The organism is Thauera sp. (assembly GCF_035444905.1).
GTDB lineage: Bacteria > Pseudomonadota > Gammaproteobacteria > Burkholderiales > Rhodocyclaceae > Thauera.
In genome coordinates this window covers 1-24,953 of the sequence record NZ_DAOMPS010000010.1, presented here as the reverse complement: position 1 = coordinate 24,953, position 24,953 = coordinate 1, and the positions used below count along the sequence as shown (strand labels likewise).

Annotated in this window: 27 protein-coding genes and 1 tRNA gene; 12 read left to right on the top strand and 16 right to left on the bottom strand. The window is 66.2% G+C overall.

All coding sequences use genetic code 11. The features are described from left to right. A complete protein-coding gene (locus tag PLC66_RS06715) occupies positions 1-306 on the bottom strand; it encodes a c-type cytochrome (protein WP_324538662.1) in 306 nt (101 codons plus the stop codon). A 271-nt stretch (positions 307-577) separates the two neighbouring features. Between PLC66_RS06715 and PLC66_RS06710 the strand changes: the two genes are divergently transcribed. From PLC66_RS06710 to PLC66_RS06660, 11 genes are all read left to right on the top strand, one after another. Continuing rightward, positions 578-934, top strand: a complete 357-nt coding sequence (locus tag PLC66_RS06710; protein WP_324538660.1) for an ArsR/SmtB family transcription factor — start codon at positions 578-580, stop codon at positions 932-934. A gap of 49 nt (positions 935-983) precedes the next feature. Continuing rightward, complete coding sequence (soxC, locus tag PLC66_RS06705; RefSeq protein WP_324538658.1) at positions 984-2,321, top strand: sulfite dehydrogenase; 1,338 nt, start codon at positions 984-986, stop codon at positions 2,319-2,321. Next, positions 2,305-3,372 (top strand): c-type cytochrome, encoded by a 1,068-nt coding sequence (locus tag PLC66_RS06700; protein WP_324538655.1) that lies wholly within the window; start codon positions 2,305-2,307, stop codon positions 3,370-3,372. Before soxC ends, PLC66_RS06700 begins: the two co-directional genes overlap by 17 nt. 21 nt (positions 3,373-3,393) lie before the next feature. Beyond that, on the top strand, positions 3,394-3,861 hold the full coding sequence (gene soxY / locus PLC66_RS06695; protein ID WP_324538653.1) for a thiosulfate oxidation carrier protein SoxY: 468 nt from the start codon (positions 3,394-3,396) through the stop codon (positions 3,859-3,861). 30 nt (positions 3,862-3,891) lie between these two features. Next, the gene (gene soxZ, locus PLC66_RS06690) at positions 3,892-4,203 is read left to right on the top strand and encodes a thiosulfate oxidation carrier complex protein SoxZ (RefSeq protein ID WP_324538651.1); all 312 of its coding nucleotides are present in this window, start codon (positions 3,892-3,894) and stop codon (positions 4,201-4,203) included. Between the two features lie 117 nt (positions 4,204-4,320). Then, the gene (gene soxA, locus PLC66_RS06685; protein WP_324538649.1) at positions 4,321-5,118 is read left to right on the top strand and encodes a sulfur oxidation c-type cytochrome SoxA; all 798 of its coding nucleotides are present in this window, start codon (positions 4,321-4,323) and stop codon (positions 5,116-5,118) included. A gap of 13 nt (positions 5,119-5,131) precedes the next feature. Next, positions 5,132-5,728, top strand: a complete 597-nt coding sequence (soxX, locus tag PLC66_RS06680) for a sulfur oxidation c-type cytochrome SoxX (RefSeq protein ID WP_324538647.1) — start codon at positions 5,132-5,134, stop codon at positions 5,726-5,728. Positions 5,729-5,875: 147 nt separating this feature from the next. After that, positions 5,876-7,600 (top strand): thiosulfohydrolase SoxB, encoded by a 1,725-nt coding sequence (soxB, locus tag PLC66_RS06675; protein ID WP_324538645.1) that lies wholly within the window; start codon positions 5,876-5,878, stop codon positions 7,598-7,600. A gap of 237 nt (positions 7,601-7,837) precedes the next feature. Then, positions 7,838-8,092 (top strand): DUF4212 domain-containing protein, encoded by a 255-nt coding sequence (locus PLC66_RS06670; protein ID WP_324538641.1) that lies wholly within the window; start codon positions 7,838-7,840, stop codon positions 8,090-8,092. A gap of 12 nt (positions 8,093-8,104) precedes the next feature. Further along, positions 8,105-9,910: a sodium:solute symporter family protein gene (locus tag PLC66_RS06665; RefSeq protein ID WP_324538639.1), complete on the top strand. Its 1,806-nt coding sequence runs from the start codon at positions 8,105-8,107 to the stop codon at positions 9,908-9,910. Positions 9,911-10,061: 151 nt separating this feature from the next. After that, positions 10,062-10,451 (top strand): hypothetical protein, encoded by a 390-nt coding sequence (locus PLC66_RS06660; RefSeq protein WP_324538637.1) that lies wholly within the window; start codon positions 10,062-10,064, stop codon positions 10,449-10,451. Between the two features lie 50 nt (positions 10,452-10,501). Here PLC66_RS06660 and PLC66_RS06655 read toward each other — a convergent pair whose 3' ends face one another. The 8 genes from PLC66_RS06655 to PLC66_RS06620 all read right to left on the bottom strand — a co-directional run bounded on the left by PLC66_RS06655 (position 10,502) and on the right by PLC66_RS06620 (position 18,646). Further along, entirely contained in the window at positions 10,502-10,762 is a 261-nt protein-coding gene (locus PLC66_RS06655) for a DUF4212 domain-containing protein (RefSeq protein WP_324538635.1), read from the bottom strand. 45 nt (positions 10,763-10,807) lie between these two features. Next, on the bottom strand, positions 10,808-12,865 hold the full coding sequence (gene fusA, locus PLC66_RS06650) for an elongation factor G (protein ID WP_324538633.1): 2,058 nt from the start codon (positions 12,863-12,865) through the stop codon (positions 10,808-10,810). A gap of 104 nt (positions 12,866-12,969) precedes the next feature. Then, positions 12,970-14,595, bottom strand: coding sequence for an MFS transporter (locus tag PLC66_RS06645; protein WP_324538631.1), 1,626 nt, complete (start codon positions 14,593-14,595; stop codon positions 12,970-12,972). Between the two features lie 64 nt (positions 14,596-14,659). Beyond that, positions 14,660-15,394, bottom strand: a complete 735-nt coding sequence (locus PLC66_RS06640) for an LrgB family protein (RefSeq protein WP_324538629.1) — start codon at positions 15,392-15,394, stop codon at positions 14,660-14,662. After that, on the bottom strand, positions 15,391-15,765 hold the full coding sequence (locus PLC66_RS06635; RefSeq protein WP_324538627.1) for a CidA/LrgA family protein: 375 nt from the start codon (positions 15,763-15,765) through the stop codon (positions 15,391-15,393). Before PLC66_RS06635 ends, PLC66_RS06640 begins: the two co-directional genes overlap by 4 nt. Positions 15,766-15,821: 56 nt before the next feature. Further along, on the bottom strand, positions 15,822-16,763 hold the full coding sequence (locus PLC66_RS06630; protein WP_324538625.1) for a nucleoside recognition family protein: 942 nt from the start codon (positions 16,761-16,763) through the stop codon (positions 15,822-15,824). A 120-nt stretch (positions 16,764-16,883) separates the two neighbouring features. Then, on the bottom strand, positions 16,884-17,858 hold the full coding sequence (locus PLC66_RS06625) for a DMT family transporter (protein ID WP_324538623.1): 975 nt from the start codon (positions 17,856-17,858) through the stop codon (positions 16,884-16,886). Positions 17,859-17,863: 5 nt separating this feature from the next. Next, entirely contained in the window at positions 17,864-18,646 is a 783-nt protein-coding gene (locus tag PLC66_RS06620; RefSeq protein WP_324538621.1) for a sulfite exporter TauE/SafE family protein, read from the bottom strand. Between the two features lie 282 nt (positions 18,647-18,928). On the opposite strand from PLC66_RS06620, the gene PLC66_RS06615 reads away from it, so the two are divergent. Further along, positions 18,929-19,004: transfer RNA gene (locus tag PLC66_RS06615), tRNA-Thr, on the top strand. A 153-nt stretch (positions 19,005-19,157) separates the two neighbouring features. On the opposite strand, the gene PLC66_RS06610 is transcribed toward PLC66_RS06615, so the two are convergent. The 7 genes from PLC66_RS06610 to PLC66_RS06580 form a co-directional block, all read right to left on the bottom strand. After that, positions 19,158-21,365 carry a coiled-coil domain-containing protein gene (locus PLC66_RS06610; RefSeq protein WP_324538619.1) on the bottom strand — a complete coding sequence of 736 codons (2,208 nt, stop codon included), beginning with the start codon at positions 21,363-21,365 and terminating at the stop codon, positions 19,158-19,160. Beyond that, the gene (locus PLC66_RS06605) at positions 21,365-21,691 is read right to left on the bottom strand and encodes a hypothetical protein (protein ID WP_324538617.1); all 327 of its coding nucleotides are present in this window, start codon (positions 21,689-21,691) and stop codon (positions 21,365-21,367) included. The genes PLC66_RS06610 and PLC66_RS06605 overlap by 1 nt, the downstream gene beginning before the upstream one ends. Positions 21,692-21,704: 13 nt before the next feature. Then, a complete protein-coding gene (locus PLC66_RS06600) occupies positions 21,705-22,238 on the bottom strand; it encodes a hypothetical protein (protein ID WP_324538615.1) in 534 nt (177 codons plus the stop codon). 142 nt (positions 22,239-22,380) lie between these two features. Continuing rightward, positions 22,381-22,857 (bottom strand): hypothetical protein, encoded by a 477-nt coding sequence (locus PLC66_RS06595; protein WP_324538613.1) that lies wholly within the window; start codon positions 22,855-22,857, stop codon positions 22,381-22,383. After that, complete coding sequence (locus PLC66_RS06590; protein WP_324538611.1) at positions 22,857-23,945, bottom strand: phage major capsid protein; 1,089 nt, start codon at positions 23,943-23,945, stop codon at positions 22,857-22,859. The genes PLC66_RS06595 and PLC66_RS06590 overlap by 1 nt, the downstream gene beginning before the upstream one ends. Positions 23,946-24,021: 76 nt before the next feature. Beyond that, a complete protein-coding gene (locus PLC66_RS06585) occupies positions 24,022-24,414 on the bottom strand; it encodes a hypothetical protein (protein ID WP_324538610.1) in 393 nt (130 codons plus the stop codon). Beyond that, the gene (locus PLC66_RS06580) at positions 24,411-24,845 is read right to left on the bottom strand and encodes a hypothetical protein (RefSeq protein WP_324538607.1); all 435 of its coding nucleotides are present in this window, start codon (positions 24,843-24,845) and stop codon (positions 24,411-24,413) included. The genes PLC66_RS06585 and PLC66_RS06580 overlap by 4 nt, the downstream gene beginning before the upstream one ends. Between the last annotated feature and the right edge of the window lie 108 nt (positions 24,846-24,953).

The following is a 24,953-nucleotide window of genomic DNA, read 5'->3' as shown; positions in this document are numbered from 1 at the left end:
TTACTTTTGCGCGGCGAACCAGTCGCTGATCAGGCTCAGCTGCTCATCGGTGTAGCCCTTGACGATCTGATGCATGATCGTCGCCGGCTTGTCGCCGGAGCGGAAGTCGGCCAGCTTCTCCATCAGCTTTTCGGCCGGTTCACCCGCGAGCGAGTCCATCCCTTTCAGGCTGTGGCCATTGGTGCCGTGGCAGGTCGCGCAGGTGGCGGCCAGATTGCGGGCGAGATTGGGGTCGGCGTCCTGCGCCTGGGCGATGCCGCCGACGCCGGTCACGGCGAGCATGGCGACTGCAATTCTGATTTTCACTGCGTTGTCCCTCCGCATTGTTCGCTATAGAGAAGCTTTCGCTGCGCCCGACCCGAATCATCAGTCGAAAGGGGTGGGCGCGGGTCTGACGGCAGGCGAAGTATAGCCAATTGGTGCCGTGCCGCGCCTCGCAGGCCTTGAGTTCTCTGACATTCCGTGCAGTTCGTCACTCGTTTGGCACGTGCTGTGTCGCACAAATATTAGTACTTGACTATATGAGTGTATGGTTTTAAATTTGATTTAAATCATGGAGCGATAAGCGGGGCTGATCATGGAAGACCTTGAAGACGTCTTCGAGAGCGTTGCCGAGTACTTCAGCCTGCTGTCCGAGCCGTCCCGCCTGAAGATCATGCACTGCCTGTGCGATGGCGAGCGGCCGGTCAATGATGTGGTGGAGGCAACCGGTCTGTCGCAGGCCAATGCCTCGCGCCACCTGAACATGTTGTACCGCGCCGGCGTGGTCGGCCGCCGCAAGGAGGGGAGCCAGGTGATCTACCGCCTGACCGACCCGAACTTCACCGATCTGTGTCGCACCGTCTGCGTGCGCATCGCATCGAGGGACGCCTTCAACGTACCCAGCAAGGAAGCCCTGCTCAAGCTCGAGAACGACCTGGGCAGGGAAGTCTGATCCTTATTTTTTCAGTCGTGCATCCAGACAACAGAGGGGGAGAGTACGCATGGCGATGATTGATGCCCGGCCCGGCCGGGTGAGGCCGGCGCCCGAGAACTTCCTGACCGACGAGCAGATCGCCGCGGTCAAGGACGGTCGGCGGGACTTTTTGCGCAAGGCATTCCTGACCGCTTCGGCGGCCTTGGCGGCGCCTGCGATGGCGCGCGCTGCGGTGGAAGGCGATCCGGCCATCCTCGAATTGCCGCAATGGTCCACCACGCTCGGCCTGCCGGTCGCGGCCAACCCTTACGGCATGCCCTCGAAGTACGAGCGCGGCCTGCAGCGCCGCGAGAGCCCCGGGCTGACCCGTGTCGGCGGCTCGTCGGTCGCCTTCACGCCGCTGCAGGGCCTGTTCGGCATCATCACGCCCTCGGGCCTGCACTTCGAGCGTCACCATCAGGGCTGGCACGACGTCGACCCCTCCAAGCATCGCCTGATGATCAACGGGATGGTCAAGACCCATGCGGTCTTCACCATGGACGACCTCATGCGCCTGCCCTCGGTGTCGCGCATCCACTTCATCGAATGCGGTGCCAACACCGGCATGGAGTGGGGCAACGTCGCGGTGCCGACCGTGCAGTACTCGCACGGCATGCTGTCCTGTTCCGAATTCACCGGCGTGCCGCTGAAGGAGATCCTCGACATGTGCGGCGCCGACTACAAGAAGGGGCGCTTCGTGCTGGCCGAGGGCGCCGACGGCTCGTCGATGACGCGCACCATCCCGATGGAGCTCATCGAATCGGGCGAGGTGCTGGTGGCCTACGGCATGAACGGCGAGATGCTGCGCCCCGAGAACGGCTACCCGCTGCGCCTGGTGGTGCCGGGCGTGCAGGGCGTGAGCTGGGTGAAGTGGCTGCGCCGCATCGAGGTGGGTGACCAGCCGTGGGCGACCAAGGACGAAGCCGTGCATTACATGGACCTCATGCCCGACGGCCAGCACCGCCAGTACACCTCGGTGCAGGAGTGCAAGTCGGTGATCACCACCCCCTCGGGTGGCCAGTTGCTGTTGGACAAGGGCTTCTACAACATCTCCGGCATGGCCTGGTCGGGGCGCGGCAAGGTCACCCGCGTCGACGTCTCCATCGATGGCGGCATCAACTGGCGCGAGGCGCGCCTCGAGACACCGGTGTTGTCGAAGGCGGTCACGCGTTTCAACATCGACTGGGTGTGGGACGGCAAGCCCGCGATCCTGCAGTCGCGCGCGGTCGACGAGACCGGCTACGTGCAGCCGAGCTACGGCCAGCTGCGCCAGGTGCGCGGCAGCAAGTCCATCTATCACAACAACGCCATCCAGTCGTGGAAGGTGGTCGAATCCGGTGAGGTGAGCAATGTCCAGGTTCTCTAAGACGCTGATCGCGCTGATGGTCGCCGGGGTGACGACGTCTGCCGTGGCCTTCGACCGCTTCCCAGGCATCGGCCGCGAGGCGACGCCGGCCGAGGTGCAGGCTTGGGACATCGACGTGCGTCCGGACTTCGTCGGTCTGCCCAAGGGGCGGGGCGATGTCGACACCGGCATGGAGCTGTGGGAAGCGCAATGCGCCAGCTGTCATGGCGTGTTCGGCGAGTCGAACGAGGTGTTCACGCCGCTGGTCGGCGGCACCACCGCCAAGGACATCGAGACCGGCCGCGTCGCGGCGCTGATCAACGACTCCTTCCCGCAGCGCACCACGCTGATGAAGGTGCCGACCCTCTCGACCCTGTTCGACTACATCCAGCGCGCCATGCCGTGGACCGCACCGAAGTCGCTGAGCCCGGACGACGTCTATGCCTTGCTGGCCTACATGCTCAACCTCGGCGATATCGTGCCGGCCGACTTCGAGCTGAGCGACGAGAACATCCGCGAGGTGCAGGCGCGCATGCCCAACCGCAACGGCATGACGACCGACCACGGCATGTGGCCGGGGGCGCCGGCGTCCAAGGGCGGCATCGGCAATGGCGGCGTGCCCGATGTCAACAACCTTGCCTGCATGAAGGACTGCAAGACCGAGGTCGTGATCGCCTCGGCGCTGCCCGAGTACGCGCAGGACGCCCACGGCAACCTGGCCGAGCAGAACCGTCCGGTGGGTCAGACCCGTGGCAAGGCGACGGTTCCGGCCGGCACCACGCAGGAAGCTGCCGGCGCGCCCTCGGCTGCGGCGGCGGTCATGGCCCTGGCCAATGGCAAGGGCTGCATGGCCTGCCATGGCGTGGCCAACAAGATCGTCGGGCCTGGGTACAATGAGATAGCTGAAAAGTATCAAGGTCAGACAGATGCCGAGGCCAAATTGATCGGCAAGGTCAAGAACGGCGGGCAGGGCGTCTGGGGGGCGGTGCCGATGCCGCCGCAAGGCCACGTGCAGGACGAGGAGATCAAGCAACTCGTTCAGTGGATTCTGGAAGGCGCGAAAGCGCAGTAACACCTTACAAGGAGAGACAGGATGAACCATCAACGCAGGGATACCCTGAAGGCCGGCAGCGGCTTGGGCGTGCTCGGTCTGCTCGCAGCAGCCGGCTTCATCAAGCCCGAGCTGGCGCATGCGGCCTGGAACCAGGCGGCCTTCGATGCCAAGAACATGGACGCGGCCTTCACCGCCTTTGGCGCGGGCAAGCCGGCCGAGAGCGCCGACATCCAGATCACCGCGCCCGACATCGCCGAGAACGGCGCCGTGGTGCCGGTCGGCGTGGTCAGCAAGCTGCCCAAGACCGAGCAGATCGTGATCATGATCGAGAAGAACCCGAACATGGTCGCGGCGAGCTTCGCCATTCCGGAGGGTACCCTCGCCGACGTTCAGACCCGCGTCAAGATGGGCCAGACCTCCGACGTCTATGCCATGGTCAAGGCCGATGGCAAGTTCTACGTGGCCAAGAAGGAAGTCAAGGTCACCCTCGGCGGCTGCGGCGGCTGACCCGGCATATAAATCAAGGAGAGAAACACTATGGCAAGCCCGATGCGTATTCGCGCCGCCGCCAAGGATGGCGTCACCGAGGTCCGCGTGCTGATGTCCCATGTCATGGAGACCGGCCAGCGCAAGGATTCTTCCGGCGCCGTGATTCCGGCCCATTTCATCACCGAACTGACCGCCAAGCACAACGACAAGGTCGTGCTCGCCGCCGAGTTCGGCCCCTCGGTGTCGACCAACCCCTACCTGGCGTTCAAGTTCAATGGTGGCGCCAAGGGCGACAAGCTCAGCGTGACCTGGGTCGACAACAAGGGCGAGACGCGCAGCGACGAGGTTCAGGTCGCCTGATCCCGGTTTCGCCCGCGGCTGACGAGCGGGCGAAACGCAGCAATGAGCCCGGTGCCACCAGCCCTGCGGTGCTGGTGGGTGCAGGGCGTGAGGGCCAAACCCCCTGGAGGAGAGACGATGAGAAAACAACTACTGGCCGCAGCGATCACGGCAAGCCTCGTGCTGGCTGCGCCGGCGCAGGCGGACGAAGAGCTCAACTTCGACGCCTATCGCGAGATGCTGGCCGACGGCAATCCGGCCGAACTCTATGAGATGGAAGGCGAGGAGCTGTGGCGGACGGCGCGCGGACCGAAGAATGCCACTCTCGAGCAGTGCGACCTCGGCCTCGGCCCGGGTGTAGTGGATGGGGCGGCGGCCCAGCTGCCGCGCTATTTCGAGGACACGGACAAGGTTCAGGATCTCGAGTCGCGCCTGGTGACCTGCATGGAGACGCTGCAGGGGATCCCCGCGGGCGAGATCGTGGACGGGCGCTTCCTGCAGGGCGAGCGCGGCAAGGTCGCGGCCCTGGTTGCCTACGTGGTGACGCACTCGAAGGGCAAGCCGATAGCGGTCGATGTCTCGCATCCAAAGGTCAAGGAAATGTATGACCTCGGCGAGAAGGCCTTCTTCTACCGCACCGGCGTGATGGACTTCTCCTGTGCCTCCTGCCACGGCGAGGATGGCAAGCGCATTCGTGCGACCCACCTGCCCAACATCACCAAGGGCGAGGGCGCGGCCGCCGGCTGGGGCTCGTGGCCTGCCTACCGGGTGTCGAACTCGCAGTTCTGGACGATGCAGCATCGCCTGTGGGATTGCTTCCGCCAGCAGCGTACGGCCGAGCCCGTGTTCGGTTCGGACGTGACGATCGCGCTGTCGGTGTTCATGGCGGGCAAGGGCAATGGCGGCGAGGCCGTGTGGCCTGGCGTCAAGCGTTAGGGGAGCGGATGACATGAAGAAGCTGTTCATTGCGCCGCTGGCGCTGTGCACCTCGGTGGCCTTTGCCGCCGACCTCGACACTCGCGTCGAGGAAATGATGCTGAAATCCTTCAAGGCCAACGGCATCGCCAGCCTCGACCGCCAGGTGCGCGACGAGGTGCAGAAGGCGTGCTCGAGCCCGGACCAGCCCGACGCCGAGACCATGAAACGCCTCGAGGCGGCCGAGATGGCCACCATCAAGTGGCCAGCCGATGGCAATTACACCGGGGGCGACTGGAAGGAGGGTGCCAAGATCGCGATCAGTGGTCGCGGCCTGACCTGGACCGACAAGTCGCCGGACAACAATGGCGGCGGTTGCTACAACTGCCACGCCATGGACCCGAAGGAGGTCTCTGCCGGCACCATCGGTCCGAGCCTGGTCGGTTACGCCAAAATTCGCGGCAGCTCGGACGAGATCGTCAAGTACACCTGGGGCAAGCTGTGGAACTCCAAGGCCTACAATGCGTGCAGCAACATGCCGCGTAACGGCTTCGGCGGCATCCTCACCGAAGAGCAGATCCGCCACGTGATGGCCTACCTGTTCGACCCGCAATCGCCGGTCAATCAGTAAGCAGCGCCTCGGTGCCGAGCAATCGGCACCGATCATCCGGCGCCTTGTGACAGGGCCCGCGGCCTCGGCCCCGGGCCCTGTTTTTGTCTCGCGCCGGCGCATTGCGCGTTTCCGCCGGCCATCGTCTTCCCATTCGAAAGGTTTCCCATGTCGATGAATCGTCGTGAATTCATGCAGTTGCTCGCCGTCGCAGCGGCCGGTGGCATGAGCCTGCAGTCGAACTTCGCGCGCGCCGAGAAGGCCGCCGAAGCGCTCTATGACCTGCCGCCCTTCGGCAATGTCAGCCTCCTGCACATGACCGACTGTCATGCGCAGCTGCTGCCGATCCACTTCCGCGAGCCCAACGTCAACCTCGGCGTCGGCAGCATGCGCGGCAACGCGCCGCACATCGTCGGCGAGGGCTTCCTCAAGCACTTCGGCATCAAGCCGGGCAGCATCGAGGCCCATGCCTTCACCTATCTCGACTTCGTCGAGGCGGCCAGGACCTATGGCAAGGTCGGCGGCTTCGCCCACCTGGCGACGCTGGTCAGGAAGATGAAGGCGAGCCGCCCGGGCGCGCTGCTGCTCGACGGCGGCGACACCTGGCAGGGCTCGGGCACGGCGCTGTGGACCAATGCCCAGGACATGGTCGACGCCTGCAAGCTGCTCGGTGTGGACGTCATGACCCTGCACTGGGAATCGACCTACGGCGCCGACCGCGTCAAGGAGATCGAGGAGAAGGACTTTGCCGGCCAGATCGACATCGTCGCCCAGAACGTGAAGACCACCGACTTCGAGGACCCGGTCTTCAAGCCCTACGTCATCAAGAACATCAACGGCGTGCCGGTGGCCATCGTCGGCCAGGCCTTCCCCTACACGCCGATCGCCAACCCGCGCTGGCAGACGCCGGACTGGAGCTTCGGCATCCGCGACGAAGACATGCAGCAGGCGGTGGACGCCGCGCGCGGCGAGGGCGCGCAGGTGGTGGTCGTGCTGTCGCACAACGGCATGGATGTCGACCTGAAGATGGCCAGCCGCGTCACCGGCATCGACGCCATCTTCGGCGGCCACACCCACGACGGCATGCCTGCGCCCACCATCGTCGACAACGCCGGTGGCAAGACCCTGGTGACCAACGCCGGCTCCAACGGCAAGTTCCTCGGCGTGATGGACTTCGAGGTCAGGGACGGCAAGGTGGCGGATTTCCGCTACAAGCTGCTGCCGGTGTTCTCCAACCTGCTGCCGGCCGACCCGGAGATGGCCGCCTTCATCGACAGGACGCGTGCGCCCTTCCTCGACAAGCTCACCGAGAAGCTCGCCGTCACCGAGGGCCTGCTGTACCGCCGCGGCAACTTCAACGGCTCCTGGGACCAGCTCATCGTCGATGCGCTGATCGCCGACAAGGACGCCGAGATCGCCTTCTCGCCCGGCTTCCGCTGGGGCACCTCGCTGCTGCCGGGCGACACCATCACCATGGAGCACCTGCTCGACCAGACCGCGATCACCTATCCGTGGACCACGCTCACCGAGATGAGCGGCGAGATGATCAAGACCATCCTCGAGGACGTCGCCGACAACCTGTTCAACCCCGACCCCTACTACCAGCAGGGCGGGGACATGGTGCGCGTGGGCGGCCTGCAATACACCTGCGACCCCAGCGCGGCGATGGGCAGGCGCATCGACAACATGATCCTCAAGGGCAAGCCGATCGAGGCCGGCAAGACCTACAAGGTCGCTGGCTGGGCACCGGTGTCGGAAGAGGCGAAGGATTCCGGCCCGGCGATCTGGGACGTGGTCGCCAACTACCTGCGCAGTCAGAAGGTGATCAGCCAGCGTGCGCTGAACCTGCCGACCCTGAAAGGCATGGAAGGCAACCCGGGCGTCGCCATCTGAGCCTGCGCCTTACAAACGACAAGGCCCGCAGCCCCTTGGGAAGAGGGGCTGCGGGCCTTGTCGCTTCGGGGTTTGCAGTGCCGCGGCGCTGCCGGGCGCCAATTAACAGCCCTGTAAGGTGTTGTAAGCGATAAGTAAGACTGATGTTTCTATAATGCCTCCGCAGTTGCTTGGATCGGGCCTTGTTGCGGCCGGAGACATGTGGCGCGGGAGTTTCACTTCTGACGAGGAGACGTTATGGAAAACAATGCAGCAGGCTACTGGAAAGCCACGCTAAGCCTCCTGACCAAGATCATGATCGTATGGTTTCTGGTCTCGTTTGGTGCCGGCATCATCTTTGCCGACGCGCTCAACTCGATCCATCTTGGCGGCTATCCGCTGGGCTTCTGGTTCGCGCATCAGGGCTCGATCTATGTGTTCATCGCGCTGATCTTCTTCTATGCGAAGAAGATGGGTGAGATCGACCGCAAGTTCGACGTTCACGAAGAATAAACAGGGGGACATATGGATCTTCAAACTCTGACTTACCTGGTGGTGGGCGGGTCCTTCGCCCTCTACATCGGGATCGCCATCTGGGCGCGCGCAGGCAGCACCAGCGACTTCTACGTCGCCGGCGGTGGCGTGCACCCGGTCACCAACGGCATGGCAACCGCGGCTGACTGGATGTCGGCAGCGTCCTTCATCTCCATGGCCGGCCTGATCGCCAACATGGGTTACGGCGGTGGCCTGTTCCTGATGGGCTGGACCGGCGGCTACGTCATCCTGGCCATGTGGCTGGCGCCCTACCTGCGCAAGTTCGGCAAGTTCACCGTGCCGCAGTTCATCGGCGACCGCTTCTACTCGAAGTCGGCCAGCACGGTGGCGGTGATCTGCCTGCTGACCGCCTCGATCACCTACGTGATCGGCCAGATGACCGGTGTGGGCGTGGCCTTCTCGCGCTTCCTCGGTGTCAGCAACGAGACCGGCATCTACCTCGGCATGGCGATCGTGTTCGCCTACGCGGTGTTCGGCGGCATGAAGGGCATCACCTACACCCAGGTGGCGCAGTACATCGTGCTGATCCTGGCCTACACCATCCCGGCGGTGTTCATCTCGCTCAACCTCACCGGCAACTTCCTGCCGCAGCTCGGCCTCGGCTCGAACCTGGTCGGCACGGACGTCTCCCTGCTCGATCGCCTGAACCAGGTCGTCACCGATCTGGGCTTCGCCGAGTACACCACCTCGGTGCCGGGCAGCAAGCTCAACATGTTCGTCTACACCGTGTCGCTGATGATCGGTACCGCGGGCCTGCCGCACGTCATCATCCGTTTCTTCACCGTGCCGAAGGTGGCTGATGCGCGCTACTCCGCGGGCTGGGCGCTGGTCTTCATCGCCATCCTGTACACCACCGCGCCGGCTGTTGCAGCGATGGCCAAGTACAACCTGCATGCCACGGTGAACAGCGCGATTGCTTCCAATGGCGACCTGTACGCGGAAGAGTCCAGCCTCAAGTACGACGAGCGTCCGGACTGGATGGCCCGCTGGGAAAAGACCGGCCTGCTGAAGTGGGAAGACAAGAACGGCGACGGTCGCATCCAGTACTACAACGACGCCACCAAGAACCCCGACGTTGTCGCCAAGGCCGAGCAGGCTGGCTGGAAGGGCAGCGAGCTGACGGTCAATGCCGACATCCTGGTGATGGCCAACCCCGAAATCGCGCTGCTGCCCAACTGGGTGATCGCGCTGGTTGCGGCGGGCGGTGTGGCGGCGGCGTTGTCGACCGCAGCGGGCCTGCTGCTGGCGATCTCGTCGGCGGTGTCGCATGACCTGGTGAAGAACGTGTTCGCGCCCAACATGACGGACAAGAACGAGCTGCTGGTCGGCAAGATCGCCATGGCGGGTGCCATCGTGCTTGCCGGCTGGCTCGGCCTGAACCCGCCGGGCTTTGCGGCCGGTACCGTGGCCCTGGCCTTCGGTATCGCGGCGTCCTCGCTGTTCCCGGCGATCATGATGGGCATCTTCTCCAAGAAGATGAACAAGGAAGGCGCCATCGCCGGCATGCTGGCTGGCCTGTTCGTCACGCTGTTCTACGTGTTCGCACACAAGGGCATCTTCTTCGTCAAGGGCACCGAGTTCGTCGATCTGATCGGCGGCCCCAACGCCTTCTTCGGCATCACGCCGGAAGCCTTCGGCGCGATCGGTGCACTGGTGAACTTCGTCATCGCCTTCGCGGTGGATAAGGTCACCAAGGAGCCGCCGGAGCACATCCAGCACCTGGTCGAAGAAGTGCGTATCCCGCGTGGCGCCAAGGCGGTCGACGGCGCGCACTAAGCTTCAGGCGCAGTAATGGAGCAGCCGGCCCTCCCCGCGAAGGAAGGCTGCTCCCGAGAACCCCGCCACCGTATTGAATGGCGGGGTTCTTTCTTTTGTGGCACCTTGCGGGCTGCGGCTGTCGAGCCGCCCGTCGTGACTGGAGCAGTGCATGGTTCTGGACGTAAGCGTTGTTTTGACCCTGATTCTTTTTCTGGCCTTGTTTCCGATCGCCTTCTTCTGGCTGAGGCGGGCCTATCGCATCGTCTTCAAGCGCGACTTTTCGGAAGTCGCGCTCAAGCGCGGCATGCCGCCGCCCAACCCGGCGAAGTTCGCCCCCTTCACCGCGGTCATCAACTTCATCTGCGGCATCATCATTGTCGCCGTGATCTACGGCGTGCTGGTCCACCAGCTCGACTACGAGACGTGGAGCTCGACCGCGGGCGTGACGATCTGGAGCAAGTTCCTGCTCGATTTCATGCTCAGCAGACATGCGCACCCCATTGCCTGGGGGCGCAAGAAGAAAGCGCCCGACGAGTCGGCGTCCTCATCGGGCAAGTGAGTTGGCAGCAGGTCTGAGCGTGCGCGTGGCAGGTGGCGCGAACGCGCTGCTCAGTGGCGCTGCTTCACGCGGTAGCGGCGATCGAGGCGGTTCATCACCATCACGTACACGCCAATGATGATCAGGTAGGCGATGAGCGCGCCCTGGGCGAAGATGTAGAAGCCGAGGGGAAAGCCGAGAAACTGGACGCCGTTGAGCTCGTTGGCAAAATAGCCGGCCACGAAGGTCACGCCGAACCAGATCAGCAGCAGCAGCAGGGTCAGCAGGAGGTTGATGCGCCAATAGGCGCGGTGGTGTTCGGTGAGCTTCATCGGTCGTTGGCGGCCCGACGTCGCCACGCCGGGCCGGGCAGGCGATCAGTGTGCGCCGTTGCCGTTGGTGCCGCTGGCGTACTCGCGGGCGAGATCGGATTGTACGTCCTGCGGGGCGGGCTCGTGACCGCCGGCCTCGAGGACGAATTCGCTCTCACCGGCGCAGATGGCCTTGAGCCGGCTCTCGAAGCCCTCCAGCCCCGCCATCGGCACGCGAGCCGAGATCAGCGTCCATCCAGGCGCTGGGCTGTCGGTCGCGGTAAGGCGGCCGCGGCGTCCCGCAAGCTCGGCACTGACTTCGCCGAAAAGCGCGTCGGCTACCTTCACCTGTACGTCGAGCAGGGGTTCGAGCACCAGCGGCCGGGCCGCGAGCACGGCCTCGATCAGGGCATGACGCCCGGCGGTGATGAAGGACACCTCGTTCGAGTCAACCGCGTGATGCTTGCCATCGGTGACGACGACGCGAATGTCCTGGATCGGGAAGCCGGCGAGCGCGCCTTCGGCCAGTGCCTGGCGCACGCCCTTTTCCACTGCCGGCATGTAGTTGGTCGGGATGGTGCCGCCCTTGACCTCGTCGGCGAGCTCGATGCCCGCGCCGCGTGGCAGCGGTTCCACGCGCAGCGCGACCTCGCCGAACTGGCCGGCGCCGCCGCTCTGCTTCTTGTGCCGGTAGCGCGCCTCGGCAACCACCGAGATCGTCTCGCGGTAGGGGATGCTGGGCGCGGCGGTGTCGAGCTGCAGGTTCCAGCGCGTGGCCAGCTCCTCGAGCACGATCTTCAGGTGCTGCTCGCCGAGGCCGCGTACCACCGTGCGCCGGTGACGGGGGTCGAAGCTCACCTCGAGGCAGGGGTCTTCCTCGATGAGTCGCGCCAGCGCCTCGGACAGCTTCTGTTCGTCGGCCGGTTTGCGCGTCATCAGCGCGAGCCCGAACACCGGCTGCGGATAGGCAGTGGGGGCGAGGTGGTAGTAGTCCTCGTCATGCGAGTCGTGCAGCACGGCGTCGCGCTGGATCTCGTCGACGCGCGCGACGGCGCACAGATCACCCGGCACGGCGCGGGTGGTCTCCACCGCGTTGCGTCCCTGCATGCGCAGCAGGTGGGCGACCTTGAAGGGCTTGCGGCCGTCGCCGATGAAGAGCTGCGAGCTGGGGGTGATCTCCCCCTGGTGGATGCGGAACAGGCCCAGCTTGCCGCGATAGGGGTCGTTGGCGATCTGGAACACATGGGCGACGGCGTGGCGCTCGGGGTCGAGCGCGACCGCGACCGGCTCGGCGGCGCTGCCTTCGCCCTTGAGGAAGACCGGCGGGTTGCCCTCGGTCGGGTCGGGCGCGAGCTTGCCGAGGATGTCGAGCAGCTCGCGCACACCGGCACCACTGCGTGCCGAGACGAAGCACACCGGAATCAGGTGCCCTTCGCGCAGCGCCTGCTCGAAGGGGGCGTGCAGTTGCTCGGGATCGAGCGACTCGCCTTGTTCGAGGTATTGCGCCATCAACGCCTCGTCGAGCTCGACGATCTGGTCGACGATCGCATCGTGGGCGGCGCCGACGCTGGAGAAGGCGGTGGTGGCGCTGGTGTCGGGGCTGAAGAAGCAGTCCACGACGCGGCTGCCGTCGGGCGAGGGCAGGTTGATCGGCAGGCATTCGCGGCCGAAGGTGGTGGTGATGCTCTCCATCAGCGCCAGAAAGTCGGCGCCGGCGGCGTCGATCTTGTTCACCACGAGCATCCGGCACTTGCCCTTCGCGGCCGTCATCATGCGGCGGGTGCCGCTCTCGATGCCGGCGGCGGCGTTGATGACGACCGCCGCGGTGTCCACCGCGGGCAGGGTGAGCAGGGCGCGCCCGGCGAGGTCGGGCAGGCCCGGGGTGTCGAGCAGGTTGATCCAGTGTCCGGCCGCTTCGAGGTGGACGAGCGCGGCATGCAGCGAGTGACCCATCGTTTTTTCCTGCGGGTCGAAGTCCGACACCGTGTCGCCCCGCTCGACGCTGCCGGCAGCGCCGATTTCGCCCGCGGCGGCGAGCAGGGCCTCGACCAGCGAGGTCTTGCCGCTGCCGGCATGGCCGAGCAGGGCAAGGTTGCGGATGTCGTGTACCGAGCTGGGTGTCATGTTCTGCCTCCCTCAGGGTTGAATGGGCTCAAGTGTCCGCCTGCCGACGGCGGAAGGCAATGCGCCAGGTCAACCCGCGCCGGGTTGCCCGCTCACGCTCACGCTCACGCGCTGCGCAGGCCGGCCAGCCGGGTGAGGCCGATCGCCGCCAGCGGCAGCAGCAGGCCGAGCAGGGTCACCGTCAGCAGCAGCAGGCCGAGTTCGCTGTAGTCGGCCGGCACGCTGATCGCGCCACTCACCGCATCGCGCACCTCGCGCGTCACCGTGTAGATCTGGTTCAGGTACTTGGTTCCGAGCTGCGAGGCCGACAGCGCGAGGTTGGCGAAGGAGCTCATCACCGCGAAGAAGGTGGCCTTGAGATGAGCCGGCGCGGAGTTGGCGATCCAGGCCAGCATCGGCACCATCGACACCTGGCCCAGCGGGGACTCGAGCGCGGTGTCGATGATGGCGATGAAGCGCGCGTCGACCACGCCGCCGGTCACCGCTGCGGTCCATTCGTGCAGGCCGTGGTACATGCCGATGATGGGCAGCGACAGCAGGGTGGTGGCCAGCGTGAGGAAGACGACGATGTGCACGATCGACTTCTCGGCCATGAAGCGCCGGAACAGGAACAGGCCGAGCAGGGTGAGGCTGCTGGCGATCAGCGACAGTTTGGCAAGGAAGGACTGGTCGAAGCCGAGCTCGTCGATCATCCACCAGGTCGAGCCCGCGCCGGGCGTGGGAATGGCGCGGAACACGAAGATGATGATGGCGGTGCCGAGCAAGGTGTTGCGGGCGCTGGGCGAGAGCTCGCGCAGCAGGCGACCCATCATCACCGCGATGACGGTGAAGGAGCCGACGAAGATCACCTCCTGGCCATAGGGCATGCCCGACAGGCCGACGCTCAGCGTGAGGGCGACGAACACCGCGCTGCCACCGAGGATCCACCAGTTCGGCGCGGTGCGCTCCTGCGGCTCGTGCAGCATGCGGTCGATCGCGCTCGAATCGTGGCCCAGGCCAGCGAGGCGCCTCGCCTCACGACGCTTGAGCCAGCGCGCAAGCAGTACGCCGCTGACCGACAGCAGCGGGATGAGCAGGGCCAGCTCGTAGATGCGCAGGTAGATCGCCACCTTGTCGGCTTCGGGCAGGGCCTCGGCGCCCCGGAACATCACGACATTGGCGAGCGAGACGAGCACGCTGCCGCCGATGATCGCCACCCGCCCGAGCGTCTGCATCGTGGTATGCATCAGGCGCAGCGTGGCCTCGTCGTGGGGGCGGCCGGCGTCGTCGAGCTGCGGCACGGCCTCGACCGTCATCGCGTCGGCGACGGCGTCCTGCATGACATAGCCGACCGGCGCCAGCAGCACCGACAGCACGAACCAGGCCTCTGCCGGCATCAGCGCGCGCATCGCGTCGGGCTTGCCGATGAGGCCGATCATGATCAGCAGGCTGGCCGCGATCAGGCTTGCACCGAGATAGACCAGCCCCGCCTTGTAGCGCCACAGCAGGTCGACCAGATGGCCGATCGGCATTTTCAGCGCCCACGGAATGCCGGCCCAGAAGCCGAGGGCGGCGAGGAAGGCCGCCGACAGGCCGAGGTAGTCCTTGACGAAGAAGGTGCCGACGATGCCGGTGAGGCCCGAAATGCCGGCGGCGCAATACACCATCAGCGGCGGCAGGTAGGACAGCCGCATCTCGCGGCCGAGTTCGAGGATGTTGCGGTCGATCCAGCGGGAAACGGCGCTCAGCACGCGGCAGGCCTCTCGGTCGGGTTGTGGGGCAGCTCCTGGGCCAGCGTGCGGGCAGCCGCGGCGTTCAGCGCGCGAACAGGCGCTCCACCCAGGGCAGGATCCATGGCAGGGACACTGCCGTGAGCAATCCGTTCAGCCCCATCGCCAGGGCCGCGAAGGCGCCGGCCTGCTCGCTGACCTGGAAGGCGCGCGCGGTACCGATGCCGTGCGAGGCGAGGCCGATTGCGAAGCCGCGCACCGCGTGGTCGCCGATGCGCAGCCAGCGGAACAGGTAGCGCCCGCCGACGGCGCCGAGCACACCCGTCACCATCACCATGGCCGCCGCCAGCGCGGGCAGTCCGCCCAGTGGCTCGGCCACCGCCATCGCGATCGGCATCGTCACGCTCTTGGGGGCGAGCGACATCAGCGAGGCCTGGCTGGCGCCGAGCAGCGCGCCGATGGCATAGGCGGAGAGGGCGGCGGTGAAGGAGCCGACCAGTAGCGCGATCAGCAGCGGGCCGGCCATCGCCTTCAGCCGCGGCCACTGCGCGTAGAGTGGGATCGCCAGCGCCACCGTGGCCGGGCCGAGCAGGAAGTGCACGAACTGGGCGCCGTCGAAGTAGGTACGGTAGTCCATGTCGCTCAGCGCCAGCACGCTCGCCACCATCGCCACCGCCAGCATCACCGGGTTGGCGAGCGGATGGAAGCCGGCCCGCTTGTAGAGCCAGAACGCCGCCTGGTAGGCCAGCAGGGTCAGCGTGAGGCCGAGCAGGGGCGAGGTCGACAGGTAGACCCAGAGTTCGGTCAGGCGTGGGCTCATGGCCGGGCACCTCCCTCGCTGTCGGCGCCGGTACGCCGACGCTTGACCAGGGCGTTCAGCACCAGCGCGGTGACGACGATGGCGAGCGCCGTGCTGCCGACCAGCGCCGCCACGATCGGCAGCCATTCGGCGGCGATGAGCTCGCCATACAGCACGATGCCGGTGCCGGCCGGGATGAACAGCAGCGACAGGTGCTGCAGCAGGCCGCCGGCGGTCTTGCGCAGGTCCTCGCTCGGTCCGCCGCGCAGCATCAGGTACCCGAAGAAGAGGCCCATGCCGAGCACCGGGCCGGGGATGGGCAGGTCGAGGGCGCGGGTGATCACCTCGCCGGCGAGTTGGAAGACGAGCAGGAGGGTGAGTGCGGCAATCATGTGAAAGGTCTCCCGTGCAGATTCGTACTGCCGCAGCGCAAGGCGCGGCCGCTGGCTCAGGCTGCCAGCAGGGCGTGGCCGGTCGTGCGCATCGCGATGCCGACCGCCGCGCCGAGGGCGGCGGCCTTCCACACTGTAGCAACACGGCGACCGGCCGAGATCAGTACCGCGACGCCGGCGACGTCCAGGGGGTGAATCAGGAAGCCGGCGCTGTTGTTGAGCGTGGCCACCGTCGTCGCGCCGCTCTTGAGCATCTCGTCCATCACCCCCATCATCGCCGTGCCGCCGGCAATGTACTTGGTCAGGGTGAGCAGGATCAGCGCGGGGTCGATGTCGAGCAGGGCGAGCAGTGGCGTGAGCGCGTGGGTCAGCGCGTCGATCGCCCCCGAGGCGCGTAGCGCCATCACCGCCACGAGGGCGAGCACCAGCATGGGGATGGCGCCGATCGAGATCTTGAAGGCCTCGGCGCCGGCGCGGTTGATCACGTCGAGCACGCCCTTGGCGTCCTCGGCCACCGGGTGGCGCAGGGTCTCGTCGAGCGTGCCTTCAGCACTCGACAGCCGGCGCCCGAACAGGTGGTAGGTGGCGGCCGCCGCCGCCAGGCCGCCGACGAAGGAGAGCAACAGCGCCGGGCCGAAGGCCAGGCCCATGGCGGCCATCGGGAAGGTGACATTGGCCTGCGCCATCGCCATCACCATCGCCAGGGTGGCGGCCAGGTGGCGGTCGGAGGCGCCACGGCCCTCCATCATGGCCAGCGTGGCGACCGGGGCGGCGAAGCTGACGAAGCTGATCTGCAAGGCGGCGAACACGCCCAGCCCGGTAAGCCCGGCCGGGCGCAGCAGCGGCGCCAGACGCGCGACCGCCCAGTCGATGGCGCCGCGAGCCTCGAGCAGGCGCATTAGCGACAGCATGACCACCATGATCGGCAGCAGCACGAACAGGGACAGCTCGACTGCCGAGCGGCCCGCCTGGAGGATGATCTGGGTGAGCTGGTCCATTGCGGGAGAGGAGGATGAATGGTGCGGCGCAATAAACAAGCGCCGAATCATACCCGCTCGGGCAAGGTCGGTCGATGTGCGGGGCGCGGATCACGGCGACGACCCCCGCGGCGAAGCCGCCTATTGCGTTGCAGCGCGTGTGTCGCCTGCCGGGCTGAAGACGCGCACGCCGCCGATCACCCCCGCCACCAGCAGCGCGATGCCTGCGGCCTCGGCGAGGCTGGGCCAGCGCTGGTACCAGATGAAGGCGTAGAGCAGGGCGGCAAGGGTCTCGAACACGATCAACTGGCCGACGAGGGCGGCCGGCAGGGACTGGCTGGCCTTGTTCCACAGCAGGGTGCCGAGCCACGAGGCGGCCAGACCGAGCAGCAGGCACATCAGCACGAATCGCTGCGGCTGCGGACCGAGCGGCCAGTCGAAGGGCGCCGCCGACGCGGCGCCGAACAGGCCCCAGGCCCAATAGCCGAGGCCGGCGAGCACGGCGACCGGGAGGGTGGCGAGGCCCTGCGCCGTCGCCCACGCCCGCGCCAGGCCGGGGCTGCGCGCGCGCAGCCAGCGGCTGTTGCGGATCGGATACCAAGTCCAGCAGGCGAGGGCGAGGACGGCAAAGGCGAGCCCGAGCAGGTAGTCGTCGCCGCCTGCGGAAAGACCGTGCCCGCTGTCGCCATGCACGGCGAGGAGCCCGGCCAGGATCAGCACCAGCGGTACGATCAGGCGTGGCCAGGCCACCGTGTCCTCGCCACCGCCCCGGCGGCGGTCGAGCAGGTTGGCGCTGATGGCGATCACCACCGGCAGCGTGCCGATGATCAGCGTCGGCACGGGCGCGCCGGCAAGCTGGATGGCGCTTGCCAGGGTGGCGTAATAGAGGAGGTTGCCGATCAGCGCGAGCTTGGCCGCTTCCACCCAGTCGGCGCGCGCGAGCTGCATCAGCGCCTTGCGGTCGAACCACGCCAGCCCGAGCGCGAGCACGCCGAAGGCCAGGTAGCGGCCCACCGCGAGCATGAATCCGGGATAGTCGTCGAGCACCAGCGGGGTCAGGAACACCAGCCCCCACAGCAGGCCGGCGCCGAGCGCGGCGGAGAGGCCGGCCAGCATCCCGGTCAGAGCGTCTTGCCGAAGTAGTACAGGGTGAGCAGTCCGCCGACGGCGATGATGAAGCGTCGCAGCCACACCGCCGGCAGCCTGCGCGCCATCGCTGCGCCCCAGTAGCCGCCGATGGTGGCGGTGATGATCATGATCACCGTGTGCGGCCACGACACGGCGTTGGCGATCACGAAGGTGGCGACCGCGACGCTGTAGATCACCGCCGACAACCAGTTCTTGAGCGCATTGATCTCATGCACGTCCTTGAAGCCCTGGATGGCGAGCGCGGCGATCATCAGGATGCCCATGCCGGCGCCGAAGAAGCCGCCGTAGATCGATACCACGAGCTGGAAGAGGTAGCCCCCGGGCCCGATATGGCGTTCGTCGGTGCCGGCCGGAGCGGGTTTCCACTTCTTCACCAGCGTCGAGATCTGTGCGCTGAAGGCGAACAGCAGGGTCGCCACCAGCAGCAGCCATGGGATCAGCCTGGTGAAGGCGGCGTTGGAGGTCGCCAGCAGCAGCAGGCCACCGCAGGTGCCGCCAACGAAAGCCACGGCCGACAGCATCGGCAGGACGCGCGCGAAGCGCTTGAGCTCGCGCCGGAAGGCCCAGGCGCCTGCAAGGCTGCCCGGCCACAGCGACACCGAGTTGCTCGCGTTCGCCATCACGGGGGGGACGCCAATGGCGAGCAGGGCTGGAAACGAGAAGAAGGTCCCGCCTCCCGCCACCGAGTTCACCGCACCGGCGGCAAAGGCAGCGATGCCGATGAGGGCGATCTCGAAGAGGTCCAGGCCGAACATGGGGGAGCGTACAGAGCAGAGAAGAGGCGGCGGCGAGTTTGTCGCAGCGCTGGGAGCGGGGATCCCGGATTCGCGCGTGCTGCCGCGGGATCAGATGTCCCGCGGCGCCGCGTTCTGATTCGGGCCTGTCTCCTCCGCCCTGAATTGGCGCGAAGTGTAATCGACTCTCCATACAAACTGAAGATGTGCGCAAAAGTTTTTTGTATTGGGCCGCGGGGCGCGGAATTTGAATGTTTCGGTGGTTGCTGCGGTCGGGGCGCTGTTGTATGATCCGCGCCCTCAGCCGGCATAGCTCAGTTGGTAGAGCAGCGCATTCGTAATGCGAAGGTCGGGGGTTCGACTCCTCTTGCCGGCACCAGTAAAATCAAGCACTTAGGCCAATCTTTCGGGGTTGGCCTTTTTGCTTTCTGGCGTTTGTGTACTTCAGGTGTACCAGTTTTGTCGATTCCACGAACGCCCCAAAGTGGGCAATTTGCCCTTCCTAGTGCTCCCCGCGCGCGCGATGGCGTCACTACTTGCGCCGGCCGCGCTGCAAGGAAGCTCGCCGGAATACCCGCACGATCTCATCGGCGACTGCTGATTCAGCGCTCATGCGCGACGAGGTGCCATCAGGCCAGTTCAGCACGATGGGCGTTCCTGATGCACCAGGTGCCGCCGCAGCGGCTGAGAGGCGCCCGGGGTTGACGTTGCTCACAAGACCGCCAGTTGCGTACCGGGGCAACATGGCATTGATGCGCTCGAAGAAGTCCACCCCGTAGCGCTGCACGGCAGCCGCTCGAATGACGTACTCGCCATTCGAGAGCCTGGCGAGAATGCTGTCGCTCGTGCTGGTGCCGCGGCCGCGGATCAGGCCCCCCGTAGCAAAACTGCCCTCCGGCTTGAGCTCGAAACTACCCGTCGCACCTCCTGTGCCCTTGGTGCGTACCTCGATTTCGACCACCTTCTTCGGCGGTAAGGCGTCGAGTTGCGATTGAATCTCGCTGACCTTCGCTGTCGCCTTTGAAATGTCGGCGTCAATCTCGACGTTCTTCAGGCGGGCGATCTCCGAAAGCTGCTCTTGCAAGAGGCTCAGTTGCGCTTGGGCGTCCTGGTCGAACTGGTCGGCTTCCTGCCGCTTGATCCGCGCTTGCGCTTCAATCGAGGCCTTCTCGATCTGCCCGATCTGATCCACAAGCCTTGCAGCAAAATCGGTATCGCCGATCTTGTTCGCGTAGTCGGCCGCCTCTTTCGAGAGCTCGAGCGCCTTCTCGGAATACTCCTGCGCCTTCTCTGCGCGGCCGTCGAGCGCTGCATTCTGCGCGAACACCGACATGCGGCGGGCCTCATCGATCAGCATCGTAGAGCGGCGCTGTGCCTCGCTGCTGATCTCGGCGGGGTCGCGATTGCGGTCTCGCAGCGCCTGCGCTTGGGCGCCTCGGCTCGTCAGCGCGGTACTTGCCTGGCGCAGCAAGGCCTGCGCCTCCTCATCTGCTTTCTTCGCGGCTTGAACTGCCGTGTCATAGGTCTTCTGGTACTCGGCGGCGAGTTCCTTCGCCCTGCGCATCTCCGCCTTGTGTCGCTCGGCGCCGTCCTTCAGGATCACCTCGGACGCCAAGCCATGCTTGACCGCGATGAAGTCGAACATGCGCTGTCGGGCGTGGGCGAGGTCCTGCTCGATACGCTTTCGCTCGGCGGCGGCCTTCTCTTCGGCCAGCTTCGGTTCGCTGGCCTGACGTTCGACCAGTGACCGGTAGAAGGCTAGGCTTTTCTGGGCGGCGGCGATCTCCGTATCAATCCGCGCATTGAACCCAAGTTCGCCGCGCTCCATCTTCGCGCGCTCGCCGCGAAGGCGCGCGATTTCCTTGGTCAGATCGCGGATCCGTTCGGCAGGATCCTCGGCACCGAACAGGCCTGCCCAGATCGCCGCGCCCCAGCCTTCGCCGGCCGCACGGCTTTGCAGCAGCTGCGAGGTGAAGCTCGCCAGTGCGGGAATCAGTGCCTCGCCGAGCTCATTGGCGAGGCCCGTCGCTGATGCCTTCATGCGGACGATGTTGTCGTTCAGCTCGGCCGAGCGTTCCGCCAACTCGGCCGACACCGTGACGCCGAATCGCTCGGCCTCGTCAGCCATTGCCCTGAGCCCTTCCGCGCCGTTGTTCAGCAGGGGAATCAGACGAACGCCGGACTCTTCCATCAGCTTGTTCGCCAGTGCGGCTTTCTGCGCACCATCGGGCAGTCGCTGGAAGGCGTTGGCGAGGTCGAACAGCACGTCCTTGACCGGGCGCATGTTGCCAGCGCCGTCGCGCACCGCCACCCCGAGTTCCGAGAATGCCGTCGAACCTTCCTGCATCTTGTTCGACAGACCTTTGAGGCCTTGCTCGAGGTCGGCAAGGGTGGCGTCGTTGAGACTCGCCGCATAGGCCAGCTTGGACAGGTCCTCAACCGCCACGCCCGTGCGCTGGCTCAACTTGCCGAACTCGTCGGCCATCGTTGCCACGCGGGCGGCGTTCGCCACCATGGCCGCACCGACGGCGCTGGCGGCCGCAATCGCCGCAGAGGCGCCTGTTCCGCCCAGCAGGGCCAGCGCGCCAGCACTGCGGCCTGCCATCGTCTGCGCGGCCAGCTGCTGAAGCCCTGAAACCCTTTTCGACAAGCCGGCAAGGATGCCTTCGGCCTGCCTGGCGGCCTTTGATAAGCCGGCGGTGTCGCCGCTGAACTTGACCTTGTATTCGGGGCCGGCCATCACGCGCGGACCTCGAGAAGGCGGTCGATCTCCTTCGCGCATGCTCGAATGTGGGCGCGCAAGCGGAAGATGCCAGGGTTGATTGACCGGGCCGCCGCGGCGAGCTCCAGAAGCTCCGTGTGCGTCAAGTCCTCGAGGTCGGCCGGGGCTGCATCGGTCATGAACGCGAGGTCAACAAGACCGATGTCCTCGAGCGCGGTCTCTTGCACCCAGTCGCCAAAGAGCTCGCCAGCCACAAGGGATTGATACCAGTTGCGGATTTCACCGACGGGGAGTTCGCGGACAGTGATCGTTCGTTCATTGAACGTCAAGGGGATGGTTTGCATAGCAGCTCCAATTTCAGGGTGTGGTAGAGGGTTCCGGCGAGGAATAACCCGGTCTCCAGGTGCCGCGCTCGATCAGTTCGGCGGCGATCTGCTGCACGCGCGGCCAGTGATGCGTTAGGACGGCGTGCGCGGTTTTTTGTGACAAGCCGTGCCCTGCCAGGCTGACACCGAAGTGCGGCGCCAGTAGTTGCGCGGCGAGTTGCCAGTCCTGCGAGCGAGGACGGTACAGCACGCCCGCCCACGGCAGGCCGGCATGGATCAGCTCGGCGACGATTCCTGCATGCATGACCGCGGCGGCCTGTGCGGCGGCCAGCGGGCGGTCATAGTCGACCGGGGTGGCGTCGGCGATCTCGGTCAGGTCCCAATGCGCCAGTCCTCCACGCTCGGTCGCGCTCGCGCCGGTCGGGGTGATGCCTACCCACTCCATCAGCACAACGTGGCCGGCCTCGTGGTGCGCGGTGCGCGCCAGGTCGGGGCCCCGCAGTTCGGGCGGGACTTCGATCAGCGGGTGAATGCGCCGCAGTTCGGTGGTGGGGGGCAGCTTCATGTCTTGGGTGTCTCGGGTGAGGGCGGCAGACCTTGCAGCGGGGGCAACCAATCCCCGCGTCCGGTGGTCTGCCGTGCGCGCTGTTTCAGCCTGTCAGCCGCGCCCGGTGCCTACCGCTAGGCTTCACTCCCCGCAGGGGTGTTCAGAAGGGTCGCCAGGCGCCAAGCTCGTCCTCAAGCAGCGCAGAATCGGGCGCCTCTTGCGGGATGCCGGAATCCTCACCAAGCACGCCGTCGGCCAGATAGTTTTCAGCGGTGATGCCGTCGATTTCGAGGCTTTGCAGGTGCCGCTGTGCCGGGTGCGGCGAGGTGTCGCCAGCAAGGCGGGCAAGGGCGTTGTATTCGGCCAGGACCAGCGCGATACGCTTCAGCTCGTCGCGCAGTTCGTCGCGGCGCTGCGCCCAATAGGCCCTGTGCGCCTCGTGGGCGGCTTTCAGCGCGTCTTGCAGCACGCGCTCCGTCCGTTCGCAGTCGCGGCGTAGCGGCGTGATCTGCGCGGCGTTGCGGGCCTCGGGCGCCGCATAGAGCCGGTCAAGGTTCGCACGGTGCGCGGCCTCGGCTTTCGTCAGTTGCTTGGCGGCGGCCTGGTAGCGGTCGGCGGGGTCATTGGTGCCGAACATCACGCGCCCCCACGGATCAGGGTCCGCGCGACCAAAACCGCGCCGGTATCGACACGGGGTTTCAACAGCACGCCGTCGAACGCTTCGCCCCGCCACGCCTCCACCATCGCCGGCCGGGTGGTGCGAGCGCGCAGGCGCAGCACGCCGACGGCCGGCGCCACCTCGGGCGACGGCAGCAGATACCAGCGGCCACTCGGCAGGCGGCTCGAAGCGGTCACGGTGATCTGCAAACCGGCCTCGTGCACCAACTTGCGCGCGGCCAGCTCCAGGTCAGCGGCGACGACAAGATGCGCGGCCGGCAGATCGGCCGCATTGCCACCGGTGAGCGTCATCGTGCGCAGGGCGGCCATTGCCGTGCCCAGACTGGTGACGTCGAGAGCGGATGCCACGATGTTGCCGTGATCGGCGTGGAACACAAGCTCGCCATCGTCCATGGTCGGATTCGATTCGAGCACGGCGTATAGCTCGCGCGCTTCGGTGCGCGCGGCGGCGGCGCCAAGTTGCGCCACGGTGTCGGCAATCATGCCGGCCTGGTCGTTGATGATCAGGTTCCGGGCGATGCGCAGAATTCGGCTGTAGGTTTTCAGTTGCGCGGTGTTGCCGGCGCCGAAGGCGACATAGCCGGAAATCGGCTCTCCCAACTCGCGCACCTCGGGGAGTTCGAGGTCGACGCCGGTCGCGGCGGTCTCGAGTGGCTTGAAGTCGCGGCATTCGATCACCGCGCAGAACGCCAGGTGTTCGGCCGCTGCGTCGAAGCGCCGGTTGACGAGGGTCATGCTTGCGGCGGCGAGCAGGCCGGCGTAGTCGGCGGACTGCATCCCTCGTGCCATCACCGCGCGGTCGTTCTCGTACGACTGCTGCGGACGGATGGCAAGGCCAGCGGCGTACGCCAGGCGCGACAGCGGCGCCGTGTCGAGGTCGGCGGCGAGCGGGTGCGGGGTGCGGGTCTCGATGCCGAAGGCGGCGGCGAGGGCGTCGGCGCCAGCGGCGAGCAGGTCGGCGGGGTGGTGGGCGTGCGGCGCGGCGGCGCTCGGGCGGGGAATGCCGCCCTGCGGGCTGGCCATCATGCGTTCGATATAGGTGGTCACGGTCTGCTCCTGGTGGTGATGGAGCCATCCTGCCCATATTCTCGGGATGATGCTCGCCTATTGCATCCTTGTTGCGTCAGCGAATCCAGGCGCGCAGGTTGCGGTCCGTGGTCGGCATACGCAGATCGCGCCCCGCGTCGAGGGCGCGGCGCACAGCGTCATCTATCGGCGCCAGGTCCATCTGAGGATCGCGCGCCAGCAATGGCGCTAGGCGGCCATCGAACCGTTTGATTGCGGCGGCTAGGCGCTTGGCGCGGCATGTGATGCCAAGGGCGGCGCCCGCAGTCAGCAGCGCGTCAGCCTCGCACAATGCCAGGCGGCACTCGCGCTCGCGGGATGCCCTATCGAGGCCGTATGCACGTTCCAGGTCGAGGCCGGCACGGTGTCGGCGCGCGCTCTCGGAGAGGTAGTGCAGCACCTCGGGGGCGAAGTCGCCAGCGGCAGCGCGGCGGAAAAGCTCGACGCTCATGGGATTTCGTTCATCCACTCGGGCAAGTTCAGGTCGCGGTCGGGAAAGCCCATGCCGCGCGTCAGCACGGCCCAGAGGTGTGCGGAAAGCTCAGCGGCGAACCAGTTGAACTGGTCGGGTGTGGGTTCGATGCCGGCATCAGCGAGCACCTTCAGCAGCGCAGCGCGCTCGAACAGCAGTTGCGGCAGCACGCCGAACACCACGGCGTCAATCGGGTTGGTCGGGTCCGCCTGCCTGCCGGCGCTCTCGTCGCGAAGCATGCCAGCGCGCGTTTTTCGCGCCTGGTGCGAAATCCGCATCATCGGTTCGAGGTTCTTGCGGCGCCAATCCTCCGCGGCCTCGGGGGTGTCGGTCGGCATCCCACGCGCGACCAGCTTGGAGACTTGCGCTTTGCTCAGTCCGAGCACTTCACAGAGTTCTGATTGTTTCATCGGTTTCCAGTTTCCTAATAGAAAGCGGCTATGACTAGAGGAATGTCGAGGTACTAACCCGCATTTCTCACACCCTCACGATTCGCCCCCGGTGGCGCGGCTTTTTGC